Below are 18,844 nucleotides of genomic sequence, written 5' to 3' on the forward strand. Positions count from 1 at the left end.
TACCTTGACATGACTCGAATCATCGCCGACATCTCCGTGTCCCTCGACGGCTTCGTCACCGGGCCCGATCCCGGCCCGGACAACGGACTGGGCACCGGCGGCGGGGCCCTGCACACGTGGGCGTTCTCCGACGACCCCGACGACCACCGGGTCCTGCGCGAGGGGACCGTGCGCTCGGGCGCCGTCGTCCTCGGCCGCCACCTGTTCGACCTGGTCGACGGGCCGAACGGCTGGGACGACACGTGCGGCTACGGAGCGGGCGAGGTCGGCAAACCCCCATTCGTCGTCGTGACCGGCTCGCCGCCGGAGTCGGTACGGACGACCGACCTCGACTGGACGTTCGTCACCACCGGCCTGTCCGACGCCGTCGCCGCCGCGCGCAAGCGAGCCGAGGCGGCGTCGGCGGCCGGCGGCCGGGACCTCGACGTCGTCCTCATGGGCGGCGGCGCCACGATCCGCTCGGCGCTCGACGCCGGGCTGGTCGACGTACTGATCCTGCACCTCGCCCCCGTCGTGCCGGGCGCCGGCACACCACTGTTCACCGGTGGAACGCCGCGCACCCTGGTACAGCGGAGCGTGGTCGCGACATCGACCGCGACCCACCTCGCCCACGACGTCTCCCGGTGACCCGATGACCACTGTCGAAGCCAATGAAATCGCCCTGGGCATCGAGTCGTTCGGTGCCGACGACGCGCCGCTCGTCCTGCTCGTGGGCGCAACGACGATGCTCTCCTGGCCCGACGCGCTTTGCGCGCGCCTGGCCGCCGGCGGGCGCCGGGTGGTGCGCTACGACCTGCGCGACAGCGGGGAGTCGACGACGAGGGACCCGGAGGCGCCCACCTATACCCTGCGCGACCTCGCCGACGACGCGGCGGCCCTTGCCGACGTGCTCGGCGGAGGGCCTGCGCACCTCGCGGGGATCGGCGTCGGCGGGATGGTCGCCCAGGTGGCCGTGCTCGACCATCCGGGCGCGTTCTCGGCGCTCACCCTGGTCGGCACCCGCGCGGTCGCCCCCGGCCCGCCCGACGACGACCTCCCGGACCACGACCGGGCGACGATGGGCCGGCTGTTCGCGCGGGCGCTGCCCGACTGGAGCGACCGCGAGGCGGTTGCGGAGTTCTCCGCCGCCGGCGCGGAGATCCTCGGCAACGACCCCGTCGCCGCGCGCGCGGTCGCCGCGCGCATCTGGGATCGCACGCCCGGCACGGCACCACCGGTCCAGACCGCCAACCAGATGGGCCTGGTGTTCTCCAGGCTCGACTGCAAACCCCGCTGGCGCGAACGCCTGCCCGAGGTCGCGGTCCCCACGCTGGTCGTCCACGGCCGCCGCGACCCGTTCTTCCCCAGCGGCAACGGCGAGGCGCTCGCCCGCGAGATCCCCGGCGCCCGCCTGCTCGTCCTCGACGAGGCCGCCACCACCATCCCCGACACGGCGATCGCCGAGGTCGCCAAGGCGATGCTCACCCTCGGCTAGAAAACGGCGCGTGCCGCGTCGGCACCGAATCCGTTACGCCGCGGATCCGGCCGCGACGGCCGCCGTACCTCGTCCTCGACGGGTATCCGGCACGACGCGTTGCTTCGGTGCCCGGAAGCCGCCGATCTGCTGTTCGAGCAGTTCGGCCAGCCGCAGTGGGGTGCGGTCCTCGAACATCGGACCGATGAGCTGCACTCCCACCGGCAGGCCCTCGGCGGACCGGCCCGCCGGTATCGCGGTGGCGGGCAGGCCGGGCATGGTGGCCAGACCGGCCCAGACGAGCTGGTCGAAGAACGGGTATTCGACGCCGTCGATGTCGATCCGGCGTGCCAACAGGTCGGGGTTGTGGTCGTGCGGGAACGCGGGAGTCGGCGTGATCGGGCACACCACGGCGTCGAACTCGGCGAACAACTGCCGCCAGCCGTGGCGGTGGAGCTCGCGACGGTTGTTCACCTCGACCCAATCGCGGTGGCTCAGCACCATCCCGCGCAGCCGCGCCGCGTCCAGGCTCCGGTCTTCCGCGCTCAATCCGGCGGCGCGGGTTTGCAGCCGCTCGTACTCTTCGACGGGAAAACGCGCAACGGAACCCGAGAACAGCAACTGCGTGTAGATCAACGCGGCTTCGGCCGGGTCGGGCAGCAGCGGACTGTGCCGTTCGACGTGGGCACCGCCGTCGACGAGTGCATCGGCCACCCGGTTCACACCGGCCCGCACCGCGGACCCGGTCGGAATCAACGGATGCTCGTCGAGGACCAGGACCCGGAAGTCGCCCAGCCGTTGGTGGCGTGCGGGCGGCAGGTTCAGGTCGTGCGCCACGCCGAACGTCAGCGGATCCGGCCCGGCCATGACGTCGAGCAGGAGCGTGAGGTCGCGGGCGGTGCGCGCCATCGGGCCGACGACGGCGAGGTCGAGGTCGATCGGGAATGCCGGCGTGGCCGGCGGGACCATGCCGCGGTTCGCCACCAGCCCGAGTGTCGGCTTGTGCGCGTGGACACCGCAGAAATGCGCGGGGGTGCGCAGCGAGCCGCCGATGTCGGAGCCGATGGACAACGCACCGAACCCGGACGCCAGGGCCGCCGCCGATCCGCCGGAGGACCCGCCCGCCGTACGACCGCGATCCCACGGGTTGTTGGTGGTGCCGTAGATCTCGTTGAAGCTCTGCAGATCCTGCAGTCCCAGGGGCACATTGGTCTTGCCGAGCACCACCGCGCCGGCGGCCTTGATCCGCGACACCTGTACCGCGTCCTCGGCGGGCACAAAGTCCCGGTACTGCGGCATGCCCCAGGTCGTGGGCAACCCGGCGATGTCGTAGGACTCCTTGACCGTCACCGGAATACCCAGAAGCGGCCGATCCTCGCCCCGGCCGAATGCCCGGTCGGCATCACGCGCAGCCGCCCGGGCCCGATCGAAGTCGGACACACAGATCGCGTTGATCACGCCCTCGTCCCGCTCGATCCCAGCGATCGCCGCCTCGGTCAATTCCACCGAGGACACCTCACCGGCACGCAACGCAGCCGCCGACTCTTTGGCCGACCGAAAATTCCAATCCATGATTCCGACGCTAACGGACCGCCGCGGAAGCCATAAAACTCCACTTCCCACAACGGAAAAGTCCGCGAAGAATCGCCGTTCGGCGGGCAGGCCGACTTGGTTTGGCCGGCCCGGGCGGGAGGGCCGGCGTTGCGGGAGGGAATCCCTGCCTGGGCGGGTGCGCTCAGCTCGGCCCGGACTCACGCCCAGAGCGATGCTCGGGCACAGCGAAGGCGCCCGGCAAAACGCCGACGTCTCCCCCGATGGAGTTGCGACAATTCCCGGCATGGCGCGCCGCACCCACCACTGCCGTTCGAGCGTTCGTCACCGGAGCAACAGCGGAAGCGAAAACGCGGAACCTCCCCGACCAAGCCGAACGGTGGACCTCGCTACTCGCGCGGTGACGGCCTGGCCGTGACCCACAAGTGAAAGCCCCGGCGACCGCTGGAACGGTCCCGGGATCGGCCGACAGTTTTCGAGGAGCCGACGACGTGACCCACTTTATCGCTGCCATTCTCGGATGGCTGTGCCAACCGCGCACCCCTCCGAAGTCGGCCGGCAAGCACGCCCGGACCGCCGAACCGAAGCGGCCCCGGCCGAGTCGACCCACCAGCCCCAAGCCGCAAACCCACCCCCGGTGGCGCGACTTCGTACCGCCCACCCCCGCCGCCGACGATCCGCCGATCCAGGACTCGGCCACGGTCGTCCCGCCCTACCCGATGACACCCGAGGAAGTCGCCCAGCGACGCCGCAAGGTCGCCGAAGCCACCCGACAAGGCCGCCTCGCCGCGATCGCCACACCCGATTCCCGCCGGCCCGCGCAGCCCGTGGCGCGGGGGTGACCGCGTGATCCTCGCCCTGTCCTACCGCCACTCCTGCCGCTGCGAGCAACACGACGGGCTCGTCCCGGTGCAGGTGATCGACTCCGTCCGTGGCGCGGCCGGCCGGACCCTGTGGGCCTGCCCCGAGCACGCCCCGGCGTTTCCGCCACTTGCCCGACCCAACGCCGACACCGACTCGCTGCCGCCGGTCGCACGCGCGTCCCGGCTCCGCTCGGCCCCGGCCGGTCATCCGGCACCGGACGGGGGCGGCCCGAGCGCGAATCGCTCACTCGTGCCGGAACACCACGCGCGCCGACGTCTGGTCCCGCGCCAGCACCATCATCGAGTCGATGTTCACGTGCGGCGGCCGAGTCGCCACCCAGCCCACACATTCCGCGATGTCCCGGCCGACCAGCGGCGTCATCCCCGCGTAGACCGCCGACGCGCCCTCCGCGTCGCCGCCGAGCCGGTTGAGGGTGAACTCGGTCTCCACCATGCCCGGATCGATCTGGCACACCCGCACCGGCTGCCCACGCAGTTCCAGCCGCAACACCCGGGTCATCGCCGTCACCGCGTGCTTGGCCGCGTTGTACCCCGCGCCGCCCTCGTACGGCTCGCGCCCGGCCACCGAGCCGATGGTGATCACCTGACCGTCGCCGGAGGCGATCAGCAACGGCAGGAACGCCTTGGTCACCCGCAGCGTGCCGAGCACATTCGTCTCGTACATCGCGGTCCACGCCGCCTCGTCGGCCTCGGCCACCGGCTCGGTGCCCCGCGCGAAGCCCGCGTTGTTGACCAGGAGGTCACAACGCTCGACGGCGGCGGCGAACGCGGTCACCGAGTCCGGGTCGGCCACGTCCAGCGGCAACGCCCGGCCGCGTCCGGCGCACCGCGCGACCACCTCGTCCAGCCGGTCCTTGCGCCGCGCGCCGAGCACGACGTCGTAGCCCAGACTCGCCAGATGCACGGCGGTCGCCGCGCCGATCCCGCTGCTGGCGCCGGTGACCACCGCACAGCCTCGGGACGGGGTCGTGGGGGTCGCGCTCTCGCCCTGGGTCATCGCGGGATTCCTCTCGTCCGTGCCATCCGTGCCGCGGGCACCGCATACCGCCCGTGCGGATGTCGGTGACCACGGTGCCGATCCTCCCGCACCGTACGACGAACCGACGCGGCCCCGATCGCCGCCCCGCCTCAGTCCGAGCCGCTGCCGTGCCCCGACGCCCAGGGCCACCCGAGCCGCCCCCGCCGCGGGGCCGGCGAAGCGGGCGCGGACGGCGCGGGCCGGGCGGCCGGCGACGTCGGCAACGGCGGCAACACCTCGCGGTACAACCACGCGTCGAACAGCTGCTGCAACGACCCGGCGGCGTACCGCGCCGCGTGCGCGACGAAGTCGTCCGTGGTGACCACGCCGTGCCGGTGCGAGGTGACCCAGTCCCGCAACATCGTGAAGAACGCCGGGTCGCCCAGCGCGCACCGCACCGCGTGTACCGTCAACGCGCCCCGGGCGTAGATGCGTTCGTCGAAGATCAGCTTCGGGCGCGGCGCCCCGAGCAGCAGATCCTGCGGCGCACCGCCCAGTCGGGTGTGCTCGACGGCGGCCTGCACGGCGGCGGGGCGCCCGCCGGAGCGCTCGGCCCACAACCACTCCGCGTAGCGCGCGAAGCCCTCGTTGAGCCAGATGTGCCGCCAGTCCGCCAGTCCGACGCTGTTGCCGAACCACTGGTGCGCCAATTCGTGCGCGACCAGCCGCTCGGCCCCACGCGCGCCGTCGACGTGGTTCGCCCCGAAGGTGGCCAGCCCCTGGGCCTCGATCGGGATGTCGAGATCGTCGTCGGTGACCACCACGGTGTATTCGTCGAACGGGTACGGCCCGAACAACTCCTCGAAGAGCGTCATCATCTCCGGCTGCCGGGCGAAGTCGACCAGGAAGCGCGGGACCAGCCGGCCCGGCAGGTGGGCGAACTGCGGCACGCCCGCGTTCGGCTCCAGCGGCCCGATCGTGTCGTAGCGGCCGATCGAGACGCTGACCAGGTAGCTCGCGGTGGGCGCGGGCTGCTCGTAGACCCAGGTCGAGGTGCTGCCCCGGGTGCTGCGGGTGAGCAGCGCGCCGCTGACCACCACGGTGTAGGCCGACGGTGCGGTGACCGAGATCTGGTAGGCCGCCTTGTCGTCGGGCCGGTCGTTGCACGGGTACCAGGACGGTGCGCCGATCGGTTGGCCGGCCACCAGCGAGCCGTCGGTCAATTCCTCCCAGCCCACCCCGCCCCACGGGCTGCGCACCGGCTTGGGATTGCCGACGTAGTGCACCTCGACGGTGAACGCGGCCCGCGCAGCGATCGCCGCGCCCGGCCGCACCCGCAGCTTGCCCGCGCGGTGCGTGTAGCGCGCCTGGCGGCCGTTCACCAGCACTCGGCCGATCCGGAATTCGCCCAGGTCGAGCGCGAACTCGGTGAGCGGCCGATCGCCGGCCACCGCGCCGATCCGGGCGGTGCCGGCCAGCCGATTGGGGCCGGGGCGGTAGTCCAGGTCCAGCTCGTAGCGATGCGCGTGATAGCGCGGATCGCCGTGGGTGGCGAAGTACGCCTCCCCGGCGGCCGAGCGCGGCCCGTGGTCGATCACCGATTCGTGCTCCGTCCCCGTCGCGCCCACCGTCGCGGGACGGGCCGTGTCCCGCGACGCCGTCTCGAAACGCATTACCGTCGCCATGCCTCGATCGGATTGCCCAGCCAACCGGTGTCCTCGGGGACCGTCTCGCCGCGCATCACCAGCGAGGCGGGACCCAGCGTGCTGCGTGCCCCGATCGTGCTGCCCGGCAGCACGATCCCGCGCGGGCCCAGGGTGGCACCCTCGCGAAGGATCACAGTATCCATCCGCATGATCCGGTCGTGGAAGAGATGCGTCTGGAGCACACAGCCGTGCCCCACGCTGACCGCGTCCTCCAGGGTGACCAGGTCCGCCTCCGGCAACCAGTAGCTCTCGCACCACACGCCGCGGCCGATGGACGCCCCGAGCCCGCGCAACCACACGTTGAGCACCGACGTACCGGGCACCCGGCCGATCAGCCACGGCACCGCCAGCACCTCGACGAAGGTGTCGGCCAACTCGTTGCGCCACACGAAGCCGCTCCACAGCGGGTGCTCGACCGGCTTGAATCGGCCGACCAGGAGCCACTTGGCCGCGATCGACACGACGCACGCGAGCACGCCGCAGCCGAGCAGGACCAGGCCGGACAGCAGCGCGGCCAGGATCGGCGAGTGCGCGCCCAGCCAGGCCAGCGTGGCCAGGGTGAGCACGGCCAGCGCGGCCGAGCACAACACCGGCACCACCCGGCACACCTCGACCAGGCCGCGAGCCCAGCGCAGCCGGGCGGGCGGGTCGTAGGTCAGGCCCTGGTCCGCGACGTCCGCCGAACGCGGCAGTCGCATGGGCGGCATGCCCAGGTACGAGCCGCCCTTCTTGGTCTTCTTCGGCGTCGCGGACAACACGCCGACCAGGCCGCGGGCGGGCACCGAGCGGCCCGGCGCGGTCATCCCCGAGTTGCCCAGGAAGGCCCGCTCGCCGATCCGCGCCTCGCCGATCCGGATCCGGCCGCCGCCGAGTTCGTAGGAGGCGATCAGCGTGTCGTCGGCCAGGAACGCGCCGTCGCCGACCGTGGTCAGGCTCGGCAGCGCGAGCACCGTGGACGCCTCGACGCCCTTGCCCACCTTCATCCCCAGCGCCCGCAGCCACACCGGTGTGAACAGGCTCGCGTACAGCGGGAACAACTTGTCCCGGGCCAGGTCCATCAACTGGGTGACGGTCCACGCCTGCCAGCCGGTCCGGCCGTGCAGCGGGTGATAGCCCGGTCGCAGCCCCAGGCTGAGCAGGCGTACCAGGAGCACGATCGACAACGCGTAGACCAGCGCGAACGCGGCCACGGCGGGCACCAGGGCGAGCATGGCGCCGGCGAGCGCCGCGCCGAGGCCCTCGCCGGGGCGCACGAACACGCCGAGGATCGGCAGTACCGGCAACACGGCCAGGATCGGCAACAGGGTCGGCAACAACCCGCTCAGGCCGTACAGCACCGCCCAGTGCGTCCTGCGCGGCGGACGCTCGCCGAACCGGCCCCGGTCGACCTTGCCGAGCCGTATCGCCGGCACCCCGCCCCAGCGGCGCCTCGGCGGCACGTTCCCGGTGACCGCGGAACCCGCCGCCACCTCGGCCGAACGACCGATCCGGGCCCCGGGGAAGAGCGTGCTGCGGGTGCCCACGATCGCGCCGGCGCCGACCTTGATCGCGCCGATCTCCAACCGGTCGCCGTCCAGCCAGTGGCCGGACAGGTCCACCTCGGCCTCCACCGCGCAGCCTCGGCCGAGCTTGAGCAGGCCGGTGACCGGCGGCAGGGTGTGCAGGTCGACGTCCGGGCCGATCCTGGCGCCGAGCGCGCGGGCGTAGCGCTGCAACCAGGCACCGGAGAGCGCGGTCGCGCCGGCGGCGTCGGCCAGTTGTTCGGCCGCCCACAGCCGGATGTGCACGCCGCCACCGCGCGGATAGGTGCCCGGGCCCACTCCGCGCAGCAACAGCCGGGCGCCGCCGGCGGCGATCGCCACCCGGGCCGGCGGGCTGAACAACACCGCCCAACCGGCCGCGACCCACCACCACGAAGCGGTCGGCGCCCACGGGTACTCGCCGAACCAGGCGGCGACGTTGCCCAGCGCGAGCAGGCCGACCGTCCAGCGCAGGCCGATCAGGGTGAACAGCGGGATCAGCAGGAACAACTGGGCGATCCGGGCCCGGGTGGGCGTCGGGGCGACCTTGCGCACCGCGCCCGCGCCCTGGGCCGAGCGCTCCAGCCGGCGGGCCAGTTTGCGCAGCGTGGGCTGCTGGTAGATGTCCGCGACCGCGGCGGCCGGGTACCGCTCGCGCAGCAGCGTGGTCAGCCGGGCGGCGGCCAGGCTGTTGCCGCCGATCGCGAAGAAGTCGTCCTGGGCGGTCTCCGGGGCGATGCCGAGCACGTCGGTCCACTGCTCGGCGAGCCAGGCCTCGGTGCCGTAGAGCTGCTCGGTGGGTCCGGCGTCCTCCGCGTCGGTGAGCGGCCACGGCAGCGCGTCCCGGTCGACCTTGCCGGAGGTGCGGGTGGGCAGGTCGGCCACCGGGGCCAGCCGGGGCACCAGGGCCGCGGGCAGCTCGGCGCGCAGCCGGTTCACCGCCTCCTCGCGGTCCCAGCCCTCGCCGGTCACCAGGTAGCCGACCAGGAGCTGGTTGCCGCCCTTGACGGTGCGTACGGCGGCGGCCGCGCCGACCACGCCCGGCAGGGCCTGCAGGGCCGCGTCGATCTCGCCGAGTTCGATCCGCCGGCCGCCGAGCTTGATCTGCTCGTCGCCGCGGCCGACGAAGACCAGGCCCTCCTCGTCGGCGCGCACCACATCGCCGCTGCGGTAGGCGCGGTCCCAGCCCATCGACTCCAGCGGCGCGTACTTCTCCGCGTCCTTGGCCGGGTCCAGGTAGCGGGCCAGGCCGACGCCGCCGATCACCAGCTCGCCGGTCTCGCCCATCGCGACGGGTCGGCCGGTCGCGTCGACCACGGCCAGTTCCCAGCCGTCCAAGGGCAGCCCGATCCTGACCGGGCCCTCGCCGGTGAGCAGCGAGCCGCACGCGACCACGGTGGCCTCGGTCGGGCCGTAGGTGTTCCACACCTCACGGCCGTCGGCGACCACCCGCTCCACCAGCTCGGGCGGGCACGCCTCGCCGCCGAAGATCAGCAGTCGTACGTCGAGCAGCGCCTCGGTCGGCCACAGCGCGGCGAGCGTGGGCACCGTGGAGACCACGGTGATCTCCTGCTCGGCCAGCCACGGCCCCAGGTCGGCACCGGAGCGCACCCGCGAACGGGGCACGGTGACCAGGCACGCGCCGTACCGCCAGGCCAGCCACATCTCCTCGCAGGACGCGTCGAAGGCGACCGACAGGCCCGCCATCACCCGGTCACCGGGGCCCAGCGGCTCCTCCCGGAGGAACATGCCGGCCTCGGCGTCCACGAAGGCCGCCGCGTTGCGGTGGGTCACCGCGACGCCCTTGGGCTTGCCGGTGGAGCCGGAGGTGAAGATGATCCAGGCGTCGTCGCCGGGGCCCGGGCGGGCGGGGGCGACGGGCTCGCCGGCGCGGGTGACGCGCAGTTCGCGCTCGGCACCGAGCACGGCGCGAACGCCCGCCTCGCCGAACACCAGGTCGGCCCGCTCGTCCGGGTCCTCGGCGTCCACCGGGACGTAGGCGGCGCCGGCGGCCAGCACGGCGAGGATGGCGATGTACAGGTCGTTGCTGCCGGAGGGCACCCGGATGCCGACCCGGTCGCCGACGCCGATCCCGGCGTCGGCGAGCCGGCGGCGCAGCGTGTCCACCTCGGCGGCCAGGGCGCGGTACGTCAGCGTCCGCCGGCCGTCGTCGAGGGCGGGCTCGTTCGGATGGTCCCGGACGGTGGCGTCCAGGATGTCCACGAGGGTGCGTGGCGCGGGGGCGGGGCGCCCCGGGTAGACGGCCGGGGTCGGCGTCGGTGCGGTGCCGGACGGGTCGTCCTGGGCTCGTACTGGTAGCGCGATGGCCATGAGGTCCTCATCATCCCTGGTCCCCGCTACGGCCCACTGGAAGGCTTCCGGGGAGGTGTCGCGGTCCCCGGTCCTGGCCGGCCGGGTCGCTGCTGGAGCGTGGCAACCCGACCGACACTAGCTCTGTTCGACGCACAACGACGACCCGTGATGCGATCAACTTCCTTTAGGACAAAGGGATCTGACGAATCGTCAGATATGAATTGACGACCCGTCAGATATCATCTGCCCCTGAAATGAAGCTTTTTGACGTCCCGTCAGCCCAGAACTCGACTTGGACACCACCACTCACTCCTGTGACCCACACAACACCGTAAGCCCGCCCCGAGCCCGCCGCCCGACCGGCTCGGCCGGACGGATGACGCCCCCGAGGGCATGGCGGACCGGGGCTCGGCGGCGTTTCGGGCGCCGCTACCTGCTCGACTCGCGGTCGGCGGCGGGCCCGGTGCCGGCCTCGGGGCGGTGCGTCGGCCCGGTGCGGCGCGGCCGCGGGACCGGGCCCGGATGGCGGAGCGCGAACACGGTGGCCCGGGTGACCGTCTCCTTCAGGCGGGCCGAGGAACGGCCGGTGAGCACGGCGGCGCCCAGTGCCGTGTCGTCGGCCCGGACGAACTGGGTCACGCCGTCGCGGCGACCGAGGCTGATGTTCTGCCACGCGTAGCGCAGCCGCAGTGGACCGGGCGTACGTCCGGTGAGCAGGTCGGCGATGCCGTTCGCGACGTGGAAGCCCATCGGCAGCGCGGTCTGGCAGGACATCCGCGAGGGACGGCCGTCCGGGCCGAGCGCGGCGGCCGCGTCGCCCACCGCGTACACCTCGGGGTGCGAGGTCGAGCGCTGCCGGTCGTCGACCGTGATCAGCCCGCGCCCGTCGACCGCGAGACCGGATTCGGCCGCGATCGGGGACACCCCGAAGCCCGCCGCCCAGACCGTGAGCGCGGCAGGCAGGTCGCTGCCGTCGGCCAGCTCCAGGCGATCCGCGCCGACCCGAACGACCCGGGCGTGTTCGCGGACCGGCACGCCGAGCCGGTCCAGCCCGAGGCGCAGCCGAACCCGCCCGCGCTCGGACAACCCCGCGCCGAGTTCGCCTCCGGTGACCAGCAGCGGGCGCGGCCCACCGGGTGCCTCGGCCAGCTCCGCCACCAGCTCGATGCCGGTCAGCCCACCGCCCACCACGACCACCGGCCGATCCGGCGCCGCCGAGGCCAGCCGCCCGCGCAGCCGCACGGCGTCGTCGTGGCCGGCCACCGCCGACGCGTGCTCGGCCGCGCCCGGCACCGAAGCGGTCTCGGCCACACTGCCCAGGGCGTAGACCAGCGTGTCGTACTCGAGCACGTACGGCGCCGTGTCGATGCGCACCGTCCGCGCCCCGGCGTCGACCCCGGTCACCCGGGCCGGCACCAGCTCGACCCCGGTGCCGGCCAGCAGATCGGCCAGCGGCAGGTCGCGCAGCCGCTGTCCGGCCGCGAGCTGATGCAGTCGAACCCGCTCCACGAACCGGTCGCCGGCGTTGACGAGCGTGACGCGGGCATCGGTGTGCCGCAATCGCCGGGCCGTGCGCTTGGCGGCCATCAGTCCGGCGTATCCGGCGCCCAGCACCACGATGCGATGAGTCATGGTTCCTCCCGTTCGAGTCGGTCCCTCTCGGTCCCTCTTGAACCGGGCGGCGGGCGGATCCGTGACGGCCTCGAAGGTGAGCCGGGTCACACCTGCCGGGTCGCACTCGTCGGGGCGCGCTCGCCGGGGGCGCTCCCCCGATCACGCTCCCCGAGTCACGCTCCCTGCCGGGCGACGAAGGCCAACTTGTCGGGGTTGAGGATCAGCCGCACACAGGTGATCAAGCCGTCGGTGATCTCCGGTACGACCACCGCGGCGAGCGTGTCGCCGCGGTGGATCAGCATGGCCGATTCGCCGTTGATCTCCGCCGGGGCCGACCCGATCGGCCCGCCCTCCAGCCGGGCACCCAGGCCGAACAGGTAGCGCAGCACCTTCTCGCGGCCGACGATCGCCCGGCGCGCCGCCGTCATGTTGCCGCCGCCGTCGGCCCACGAGACGACATCCTCGGCCAGGAGCCGTTCCAGCCCCGCGACGTCCCCGGCGATGGTCGCGGCGAAGAACCGTTCCACGATCCGGGCCCGCTGCGCGGCGTCCACCGCGTAGCGCCCACGCGGCTCGCCGACCCGCAGCCTGGCTCGGCGATGCAGTTGCCGCGAGTGCTCCTCGCGCACGTCCAGGATCTCGGCGATCTCCCGATGGCTGTAACCGAACGCCTCGCGCAGCACGAAGACGGCCCGCTCGGCGGGGGTCAACTCCTCCAGCAGTGTCAGCAGCGCGAGCGAGACCGACTCCCGCTGCACGGCGGTCTCCAGCACGCCGAGCACCTCGCCCCGGTCGGTCCGCACCGGCTCGGGCAACCACGGCCCGACGTACGACTCGCGCCGCGCCCGCGCGGAGGCCAGCCGGTTCAGGCAGAGGTTGGTCAGCACCTTGGTCAGCCACGCGGCCGGCACCAGCACGCCCGCGCGGTCGGCCCCGTTCCAGCGCAGGTAGGTGTCCTGCACCGCGTCCTCGGCCTCGCTCACCGACCCGAGCAGCCGATACCCGACCGCGAACAACCGAGCCCGATGCGCCTCGAACTCCCGCGCCGCCGACTCCGCGTCCCCACCGGTTTCCATCGTCACTCCTTCAGCATTCCAGCCCACCTTGAACACCGGGCACGGCGCACACCCGGGCGACGGCGCGCGGGTGGCAGGCGGCGCGCGGGCGGGATCCCGGACCGGCGATCCGCGCCCGCGGCTTCCGCCTCGGGTCAGATTCCGGTTACCGCCAGGGGGAGTTCGGCCAGCCGGGCGGGGTCGGCGATCACCTCGATCCGGGTGATTCGGCCCGCCTCGATGGTCAGGCGCAGGGCGGCGAAGAGTCGGCCGTTGGGCGCGATCACGATTCCGGGTCGGCCGTCCACGAGGGCCGGCTCGCCCACTCGGGCCCGGTGCGCGAAGATCCGGGTCTCCTCGGCGACCGCCCGCGCGCCCCGCACGTCGCGGGTGACCCCCTCCGGCACCGCGAAACGGTCGGCCACGCGGACCACGTCCGGTGCGAGCACCCGGAGCAGGGTGTCCAGGTCGCCACCGCGCGCGGCGGACAGGAACGCGTCGACCACGCCGTAGTCCTCGGCCCGCTCGGCCTCGTCCGGGGTGACCGGCCCGCGTACCCGCTCCCGGGCCCGGCTGGCCAACTTCTTGCTCGCCACCGTCGTGCGGCCCACGACCGGCGCGATCTCGGCGAACGGAACGGCGAACAGGTCGTGCAGGACGAAGGCGACCCGCTCGGCGGGGGTGAGCCGGTCCAGCACCACCAACAGGGCCCGGCCCACCGACTCGGCCAACACCGCCTCCTGCTCGGGTTCGATCCCGCCCGGCCGCTCCAGCACCGCCTCCGGGATCGAGGTGAGGGATTCCTCGCCTCGGGTCCGCCGGATCCGCAACATGTCCAGGCACACCCGCGCGACCACGGTGGTCAACCACCCGGCCAGGTTTTCCACCCCGTCCACGCCCGCCCGGTCGACCCGCAACCAGGCGGCCTGTACCGCGTCTTCGGCGTCGTCCAGCGAGCCGAGCATCCGGTAGGCGACCCCGCGCAGGTGGTCGCGGTGTGCCTCGAAACGCGTGGCCAGGCCCTCGGGTCCGTTCATGGTCACCTTTTCGGTCGAGCATCGGTCAAAGGGGAGACGACCACTCCGCACGATGCCGACGGCAAGGAGACAACAGGCGAGTTTACCGTCGCCGCACCGCGCCGGGCCTGGCGCGTGCCACCCGGCCACACCCACCCGAGCCGCCCGCCGAACCGGAACCGACCCGGTTCGCGCGGCACCCCGTGCTGCCCCGAGCGGTGCTTTCGGCCGCCCGATCCGTACCAAGGAGAAGCCCGATGAAGTTCTTCCGACTCGACTCCAGCATCCGCGTCGACGACTCGGTCAGCCGCACCCTCGCCGACCTGGTCGAGGCCGAATGGCTGCGCGCCTTCCCGGACGCCGAGTTCGTCCGCCGCGACCTGGGCCGCCGACCGCTGCCCGGCGTCTGGCCCGTCGCCGAGGCGAGCCGGACCACCGAGGAGTGGGCCCGGACCGACGAACAGCGCGCGGCGACCGCGCTCGCCGCCGAACTCACCGACGAGCTCCTCTCCTGCGACGCCTTCCTGCTGGCCGTGCCGATGTACAACTTCGGCGTCCCGCAGCAGGTCAAGCAGTGGTTCGACGTGGTCATCACCGACCCCCGGGCCGCCGACGTCAGCCGGCCGATCCTGCCGGGGAGGCCGGCCGTACTGGTCGAGGCCCGAGGCGGTGGCTACGCGCCCGGGACTCCGCGCGCCGGCTGGGACCACGCCACGCCGTACCTGAACCGCATGCTCACCGACGTCTGGGGCCTGGACGTGGTCACCGCCCGAGCCGAACTCACCGCCGCCGACGTCAACCCGGCGATGGCGGAATTCAGGCCGCTCGCCCACCGCCTCCTCGCCGAGGCCCGCGTCGCGGCGACCGAACACGCCCGCGCGGTCGCCGCGCGACTGCGCGCCGTCCCGAACACCCGCACCCCCACACCCGCCTGACCCCCCGCCCGCGCCCCGCGTCGGCGTGGGGCGCGGGGCACGGGTCGACGCCGCCTACCCGCGACCGGGCCTTCGGTGCGGCGCCCGACGGAGTGCGGTGGTCAGTCGGCCATGAAGGTGGTGGTCTCCGGGATCGGGGCCCGGTCCGTGCGCACGGGGTGCGTGTCCAGGTCCTCGAAGCCGATCGACATGCCGCAGAACAGGAGCAGGCCGTCGGGCGGCGAGACGACCTCCGCGACGGTCGTGCGGTAGACCGACCAGGCCATCTGTGGGCAACTGTGCAGGCCCTCGGCGCGAAGCAGCAGCATGACCGTCTGGAGGTACATGCCGACGTCGGCCCACTGGGCCGCGCCCATCTCGCGGTCGATGTAGCAAAAGAGCGCGGCGGGCGCGCCGAAGCAGTCCCAGTTCGCGGCGACGGCCGCCGAGCGGGCCTGCTTTTCCCCGCGCGAGATGCCGAGCGCGGCATAGCGCCGCTCGGCGGCGGCGAACCGCCGCTCGCGGTAGGGCGTGCGCAATTCGGGCGGGTACATCGGGTACTCCCGCTCGTCTCCGGGGTCGCCCGCGGCCACCCGCTCGCCGGTGCGCTTCTTGAGCCGGTCCAGCGCGGGGCCGGTGAGCACGTAGGTGTTCCAGGGTTGGAGGTTCGCTCCCGACGGTGCCCGGGACGCGGCGGACATCACCCGTTCGAGTACTCCGCGCGGGATTCGCTCGTCCGCGAAACCGCGTACCGCGCGCCGACTCGCCACAGCCTCGTACACGTCCAAGAACATGTGCCTCTCGCATCCGATCTCGTCGCCCCTCGGCCGTCGTCTGCGGCGCCGACGGGGCTCCTTCCGCATTTCTGACGATCGGGAGGGCGCGGAGGTGACGGCAAAACACCCGCAACGGGCAACCCGGGCGTCGGGCGGGCGGCGTCGGGCGGCGACTGAACCACGACAGATCCGGTCGCCGGTCGGCCGCGGAACCCTAGCCTTGAGCCCTGCCGCAGGCCGCGACACCGCGACGGTCCGTCCGCGCCCGGCAACCCTTCGGCCCGGCGAAAGGCGACCCGTGAGCACCATCACCGTCATCCCCGGCGACGGCATCGGCCCCGAGGTCGTCGACTCCGCGCTGCGGGTCCTGACCGCGCTCGACCTGGGCCTGTCCATCGACGTGCTCGACCATGTCGACGCGAACGGATACACGCCGGGCAGCGGTGCGCTCGACGACGCGGACCTCGCGCGCATATCCGCGAGTTCCGCGCTCCTGCTCGGGGCGATCGGCCGGCCCGATCTCGACGAGACCGACTACACCCGCAGCGTGCTGCTGCGCATTCGCCAGGAATTCGACCTGTACGCCAACCACCGTCCGGTCAGGCTGTGGCACGACCGGCTGAGTCCGCTCCGGAACGCGGCGAGGCGCACGATCGACTGCGTGATCGTGCGGGAGAACACCGAGGGGCTCTACAGCGGGATCGGCGGCAGTCTCCGCGGCTTTTCGCCGAACGAGATCGCCATCGACACGGACGTCAACACCTGGCACGGCGTCTCGCGCATCGTGGACTACGCCTACACGGTGGCCCGCCGCGAGGTGTGCCTGGTGGACAAGGCCAACGCGGTGCGCAACGGAGGTCGGCTGTGGCAGGAATGCCGGCGCCGGGCCGCCAAACGCAACCCGCGGACGATCTCCTCGCATCTGTACATCGACGCCGCCGCGATGAAGCTGGTCACCGACCCCGGCTGCTTCGACGTCATCCTCGCCAACAACTCCTACGGCGACATCCTCAGCGATCTGGCCGCCGCGCTGGCCGGCGGCATCGGGCTGGCCCCGTCCGCGAACCTCAATCCCGAGACGACGTTCGGGCTGTTCGAACCGGTGCACGGTTCGGCTCCCGACATCGCCGGGAAGGGCCTGGCCAACCCCTTCGCGTGCCTGCTCACGACGGCCCTGCTGGTGCGCCACCTGGGCTTCACCGCGGCGGCGACCGCGATCGAGGCGGCGGTGGCCGAATCGATCGCGGCCGAGCGGGTCACGCCGGATCTGGGCGGGAGGCTGAGCACGGAGGAGGTGACCCGCGCCGTGCTCGCCGCCCTGTGAGCCCTCACGGGGCGGGATAGACCTCGGGTTGTGCGTTGGAACTGGTGCGGAGCACTTCGGCGACGCTCAGTTCGTAGAAGTCGTACCACTTCTCCCGGCCGAGCCGCTGCGCGTCCAGGTGTTCCGGATCCTCGCGCCACTTCTCCAGCGTCTCGGGATTGCGCCACCACACCAGGGCGACGCGCTCACCGTCGTCCGCGACGTAGTTCTTGATGTGCAGGAGATCCTCCCCCGCCATCTCCCGGACCTTCTTGGCCAGATGATCCTCGGTCGTTCCGTACTCCTCGTCGACCTGCGCGGAAAAACGTGACCTGAAGACGACCAGAATCACTTGTACCCTCCCTGGGGTCTCGGCTGTACCGGGCTGTCCGTGCGGGGAATCGGCGTGCCACGTCTCACCCGGACGAGACGCATTCGCGCAGCCGCGGATCGGGCAGGTCGATCGCCGCGGCGCCGTGCCGGTTGAGAATGCGCCGGGCCAGTGCGCGCAGTCGGCGGTCCTGGTCCAGCGCGGAGCGATAGCTCTCCTCACTGAACGCGCAGCGTTCGTAGAGTGGGACGAAGCGGTCCGGCATCAGGCCGACCAGCCGCCGGGTGATCGCCTCTTCGGCCTCGTGCCGGGCATCCGGCAGCCGCGACATCGTCCGGTAGTGCTCGTAGGAGATCTCCGCGATCGCCTCGCCGTCGCTGCGGCGGATCCGCTCGTACTCGGCGAACGCCGAGGCCCAGTCGGGCTCTCGGTCGAGGCAGTTCACCAGCGTGCGCACGTCCTCGAAGGCGCAGTTCATGCCCTGGCCCATGAACGGTGCCATCGCGTGGCAGGAGTCGCCGATCAGCGCGGCCCGGTCGCCCAGGACCCAGCGGTCACAGCGGGTGACCCGCAGCGAGGAGACCGGCTTGGTCGCCAACTGCCTTTGCAGGTCCGGGATGTTGCGGGCCGGCTCGGGAAAGAGCCGGGTGAACTGCTCGGCCAGTGCCCGAGTGCCGGCCGCCGCGCGGTAGGACGGACCCGGCCCTTCCCGACGCAGGAACACCGACCCCGCGAACAGGTCGGAGGAGACCATCGGGAACGCCCCGAACAGGGCATCGCCCGCCGGCCAATAGTGCATCAGGCCGCGATCGCAGGCCGGCAGCGGCAACACGATCTCCTGGTAGGCCAGTTCCAGGGTGCCGACCTCCTCGCGACCACCCTTGGCCACCAGCGCGGCGCGGACCGTGGAGCGAACTCCGTCGCAGCCCAGGATGTGATCGCACTCGATCCACCGCTCCGCCTCGCCGGCGCGCACCAGCAGCGCCGGTGCGTCCAGATCCACCTCCAGCACCGGGCGTTCGAAGTGCAGCCGCACTCCCGGCTCGGCCTGCGCCGCGTCCAGCAACATCCGGTGCAGCCGCTCCCGCTGGACCGCCCAGATCGGTGCCCCGTCCCGACTGTAGGGAGTCACCACCGTGCTGCCGTCGGGCAGGTGACCGCACCTGCCGGTGAGCGGCGAGCAGATCCGGCGTACCGCCCGCTCCAGGCCCAGTTCGCGCAGGACCCGCCAGCCGCGGTTCGACAGGATCACCATGAGCGAACGGCCCGGTCCGGCCGCGCTGCGTCGCGGATCCGGGTGTCGTTCCAGCAGGGTGACCAGGTCGTGGCGCCGGGCCAGATAGATCGCGGCCACGGGGCCGGCCAGTCCGGCCCCGACGACCGCGACATGTTTGCCCGTCCCGAACCCGGACGTGCTCGACGTGTGCATGACTGCTCCCAGCGACGGCGG

The 18,844-nt window shown here is 72.7% G+C and carries 15 protein-coding genes; 5 read left to right on the plus strand and 10 right to left on the minus strand.

The genetic code is table 11. From position 1 onward, the window contains the following. The first annotated feature begins 9 nt into the window (after positions 1–9). Positions 10–627, plus strand: coding sequence for a dihydrofolate reductase family protein (locus tag ABZ374_RS13725; protein ID WP_360310384.1), 618 nt, complete (start codon positions 10–12; stop codon positions 625–627). 4 nt (positions 628–631) lie between these two features. Then, positions 632–1,474 carry an alpha/beta hydrolase gene (locus ABZ374_RS13730; RefSeq protein WP_360310386.1) on the plus strand — a complete coding sequence of 281 codons (843 nt, stop codon included), beginning with the start codon at positions 632–634 and terminating at the stop codon, positions 1,472–1,474. Positions 1,475–1,507: 33 nt separating this feature from the next. Here the strand turns inward: ABZ374_RS13730 and ABZ374_RS13735 are convergent, their stop codons facing one another. After that, a complete protein-coding gene (locus ABZ374_RS13735; protein ID WP_360310484.1) occupies positions 1,508–3,025 on the minus strand; it encodes an amidase in 1,518 nt (505 codons plus the stop codon). 470 nt (positions 3,026–3,495) lie between these two features. Here ABZ374_RS13735 and ABZ374_RS13740 point away from each other — a divergent pair, with 470 nt between their 5' ends. Then, complete coding sequence (locus tag ABZ374_RS13740; protein WP_360310388.1) at positions 3,496–3,846, plus strand: hypothetical protein; 351 nt, start codon at positions 3,496–3,498, stop codon at positions 3,844–3,846. A gap of 265 nt (positions 3,847–4,111) precedes the next feature. On the opposite strand, the gene ABZ374_RS13745 is transcribed toward ABZ374_RS13740, so the two are convergent. From ABZ374_RS13745 to ABZ374_RS13770, 6 genes are all read right to left on the minus strand, one after another. Continuing rightward, positions 4,112–4,885 (minus strand): SDR family NAD(P)-dependent oxidoreductase, encoded by a 774-nt coding sequence (locus tag ABZ374_RS13745; protein WP_360310390.1) that lies wholly within the window; start codon positions 4,883–4,885, stop codon positions 4,112–4,114. A gap of 131 nt (positions 4,886–5,016) precedes the next feature. Next, a complete protein-coding gene (locus ABZ374_RS13750) occupies positions 5,017–6,531 on the minus strand; it encodes a M1 family metallopeptidase (protein ID WP_360310392.1) in 1,515 nt (504 codons plus the stop codon). After that, positions 6,519–10,403, minus strand: coding sequence for a Pls/PosA family non-ribosomal peptide synthetase (locus tag ABZ374_RS13755; RefSeq protein ID WP_360310394.1), 3,885 nt, complete (start codon positions 10,401–10,403; stop codon positions 6,519–6,521). The genes ABZ374_RS13750 and ABZ374_RS13755 overlap by 13 nt, the downstream gene beginning before the upstream one ends. Positions 10,404–10,814: 411 nt before the next feature. After that, on the minus strand, positions 10,815–12,017 hold the full coding sequence (locus tag ABZ374_RS13760) for an FAD-dependent oxidoreductase (RefSeq protein ID WP_360310396.1): 1,203 nt from the start codon (positions 12,015–12,017) through the stop codon (positions 10,815–10,817). 155 nt (positions 12,018–12,172) lie between these two features. Then, entirely contained in the window at positions 12,173–13,075 is a 903-nt protein-coding gene (locus tag ABZ374_RS13765) for an RNA polymerase sigma-70 factor (protein ID WP_360310398.1), read from the minus strand. A gap of 134 nt (positions 13,076–13,209) precedes the next feature. Then, entirely contained in the window at positions 13,210–14,091 is an 882-nt protein-coding gene (locus ABZ374_RS13770; RefSeq protein ID WP_360310400.1) for a sigma-70 family RNA polymerase sigma factor, read from the minus strand. A 236-nt stretch (positions 14,092–14,327) separates the two neighbouring features. Between ABZ374_RS13770 and ABZ374_RS13775 the strand changes: the two genes are divergently transcribed. Continuing rightward, complete coding sequence (locus ABZ374_RS13775; RefSeq protein ID WP_360310402.1) at positions 14,328–15,005, plus strand: NAD(P)H-dependent oxidoreductase; 678 nt, start codon at positions 14,328–14,330, stop codon at positions 15,003–15,005. Between the two features lie 101 nt (positions 15,006–15,106). On the opposite strand, the gene ABZ374_RS13780 is transcribed toward ABZ374_RS13775, so the two are convergent. Further along, positions 15,107–15,772, minus strand: coding sequence for a nitroreductase (locus tag ABZ374_RS13780; RefSeq protein ID WP_360310486.1), 666 nt, complete (start codon positions 15,770–15,772; stop codon positions 15,107–15,109). A 286-nt stretch (positions 15,773–16,058) separates the two neighbouring features. Here ABZ374_RS13780 and ABZ374_RS13785 point away from each other — a divergent pair, with 286 nt between their 5' ends. Beyond that, complete coding sequence (locus ABZ374_RS13785; protein ID WP_360310404.1) at positions 16,059–17,084, plus strand: isocitrate/isopropylmalate family dehydrogenase; 1,026 nt, start codon at positions 16,059–16,061, stop codon at positions 17,082–17,084. Between the two features lie 4 nt (positions 17,085–17,088). On the opposite strand, the gene ABZ374_RS13790 is transcribed toward ABZ374_RS13785, so the two are convergent. Together ABZ374_RS13790 and ABZ374_RS13795 are read right to left on the minus strand one after the other, a co-directional pair. Further along, positions 17,089–17,415, minus strand: coding sequence for an antibiotic biosynthesis monooxygenase (locus ABZ374_RS13790; protein ID WP_360310406.1), 327 nt, complete (start codon positions 17,413–17,415; stop codon positions 17,089–17,091). A 64-nt stretch (positions 17,416–17,479) separates the two neighbouring features. Further along, positions 17,480–18,823, minus strand: coding sequence for an NAD(P)/FAD-dependent oxidoreductase (locus tag ABZ374_RS13795; RefSeq protein ID WP_360310408.1), 1,344 nt, complete (start codon positions 18,821–18,823; stop codon positions 17,480–17,482). Positions 18,824–18,844: the final 21 nt, after the last annotated feature.

Source organism: Embleya sp. NPDC005971 (genome assembly GCF_040629175.1).
In the GTDB taxonomy this organism is placed as follows: Bacteria; Actinomycetota; Actinomycetes; order Streptomycetales; family Streptomycetaceae; genus Embleya.

What these genes read in the sequence shown, in the direction of transcription:
- ABZ374_RS13725 (WP_360310384.1), top strand. Translation starts at nt 10, where the DNA reads ATGACTCGAATCATCGCCGACATCTCCGTGTCCCTCGACGGCTTCGTC.
- ABZ374_RS13730 (WP_360310386.1), top strand. Translation starts at nt 632, where the DNA reads ATGACCACTGTCGAAGCCAATGAAATCGCCCTGGGCATCGAGTCGTTC.
- ABZ374_RS13735 (WP_360310484.1), bottom strand. Translation starts at nt 3,025, where the DNA reads ATGGATTGGAATTTTCGGTCGGCCAAAGAGTCGGCGGCTGCGTTGCGT.
- ABZ374_RS13745 (WP_360310390.1), bottom strand. Translation starts at nt 4,885, where the DNA reads ATGACCCAGGGCGAGAGCGCGACCCCCACGACCCCGTCCCGAGGCTGT.
- ABZ374_RS13750 (WP_360310392.1), bottom strand. Translation starts at nt 6,531, where the DNA reads ATGGCGACGGTAATGCGTTTCGAGACGGCGTCGCGGGACACGGCCCGT.
- ABZ374_RS13755 (WP_360310394.1), bottom strand. Translation starts at nt 10,403, where the DNA reads ATGGCCATCGCGCTACCAGTACGAGCCCAGGACGACCCGTCCGGCACC.
- ABZ374_RS13760 (WP_360310396.1), bottom strand. Translation starts at nt 12,017, where the DNA reads ATGACTCATCGCATCGTGGTGCTGGGCGCCGGATACGCCGGACTGATG.
- ABZ374_RS13765 (WP_360310398.1), bottom strand. Translation starts at nt 13,075, where the DNA reads ATGGAAACCGGTGGGGACGCGGAGTCGGCGGCGCGGGAGTTCGAGGCG.
- ABZ374_RS13770 (WP_360310400.1), bottom strand. Translation starts at nt 14,091, where the DNA reads ATGAACGGACCCGAGGGCCTGGCCACGCGTTTCGAGGCACACCGCGAC.
- ABZ374_RS13775 (WP_360310402.1), top strand. Translation starts at nt 14,328, where the DNA reads ATGAAGTTCTTCCGACTCGACTCCAGCATCCGCGTCGACGACTCGGTC.
- ABZ374_RS13795 (WP_360310408.1), bottom strand. Translation starts at nt 18,823, where the DNA reads ATGCACACGTCGAGCACGTCCGGGTTCGGGACGGGCAAACATGTCGCG.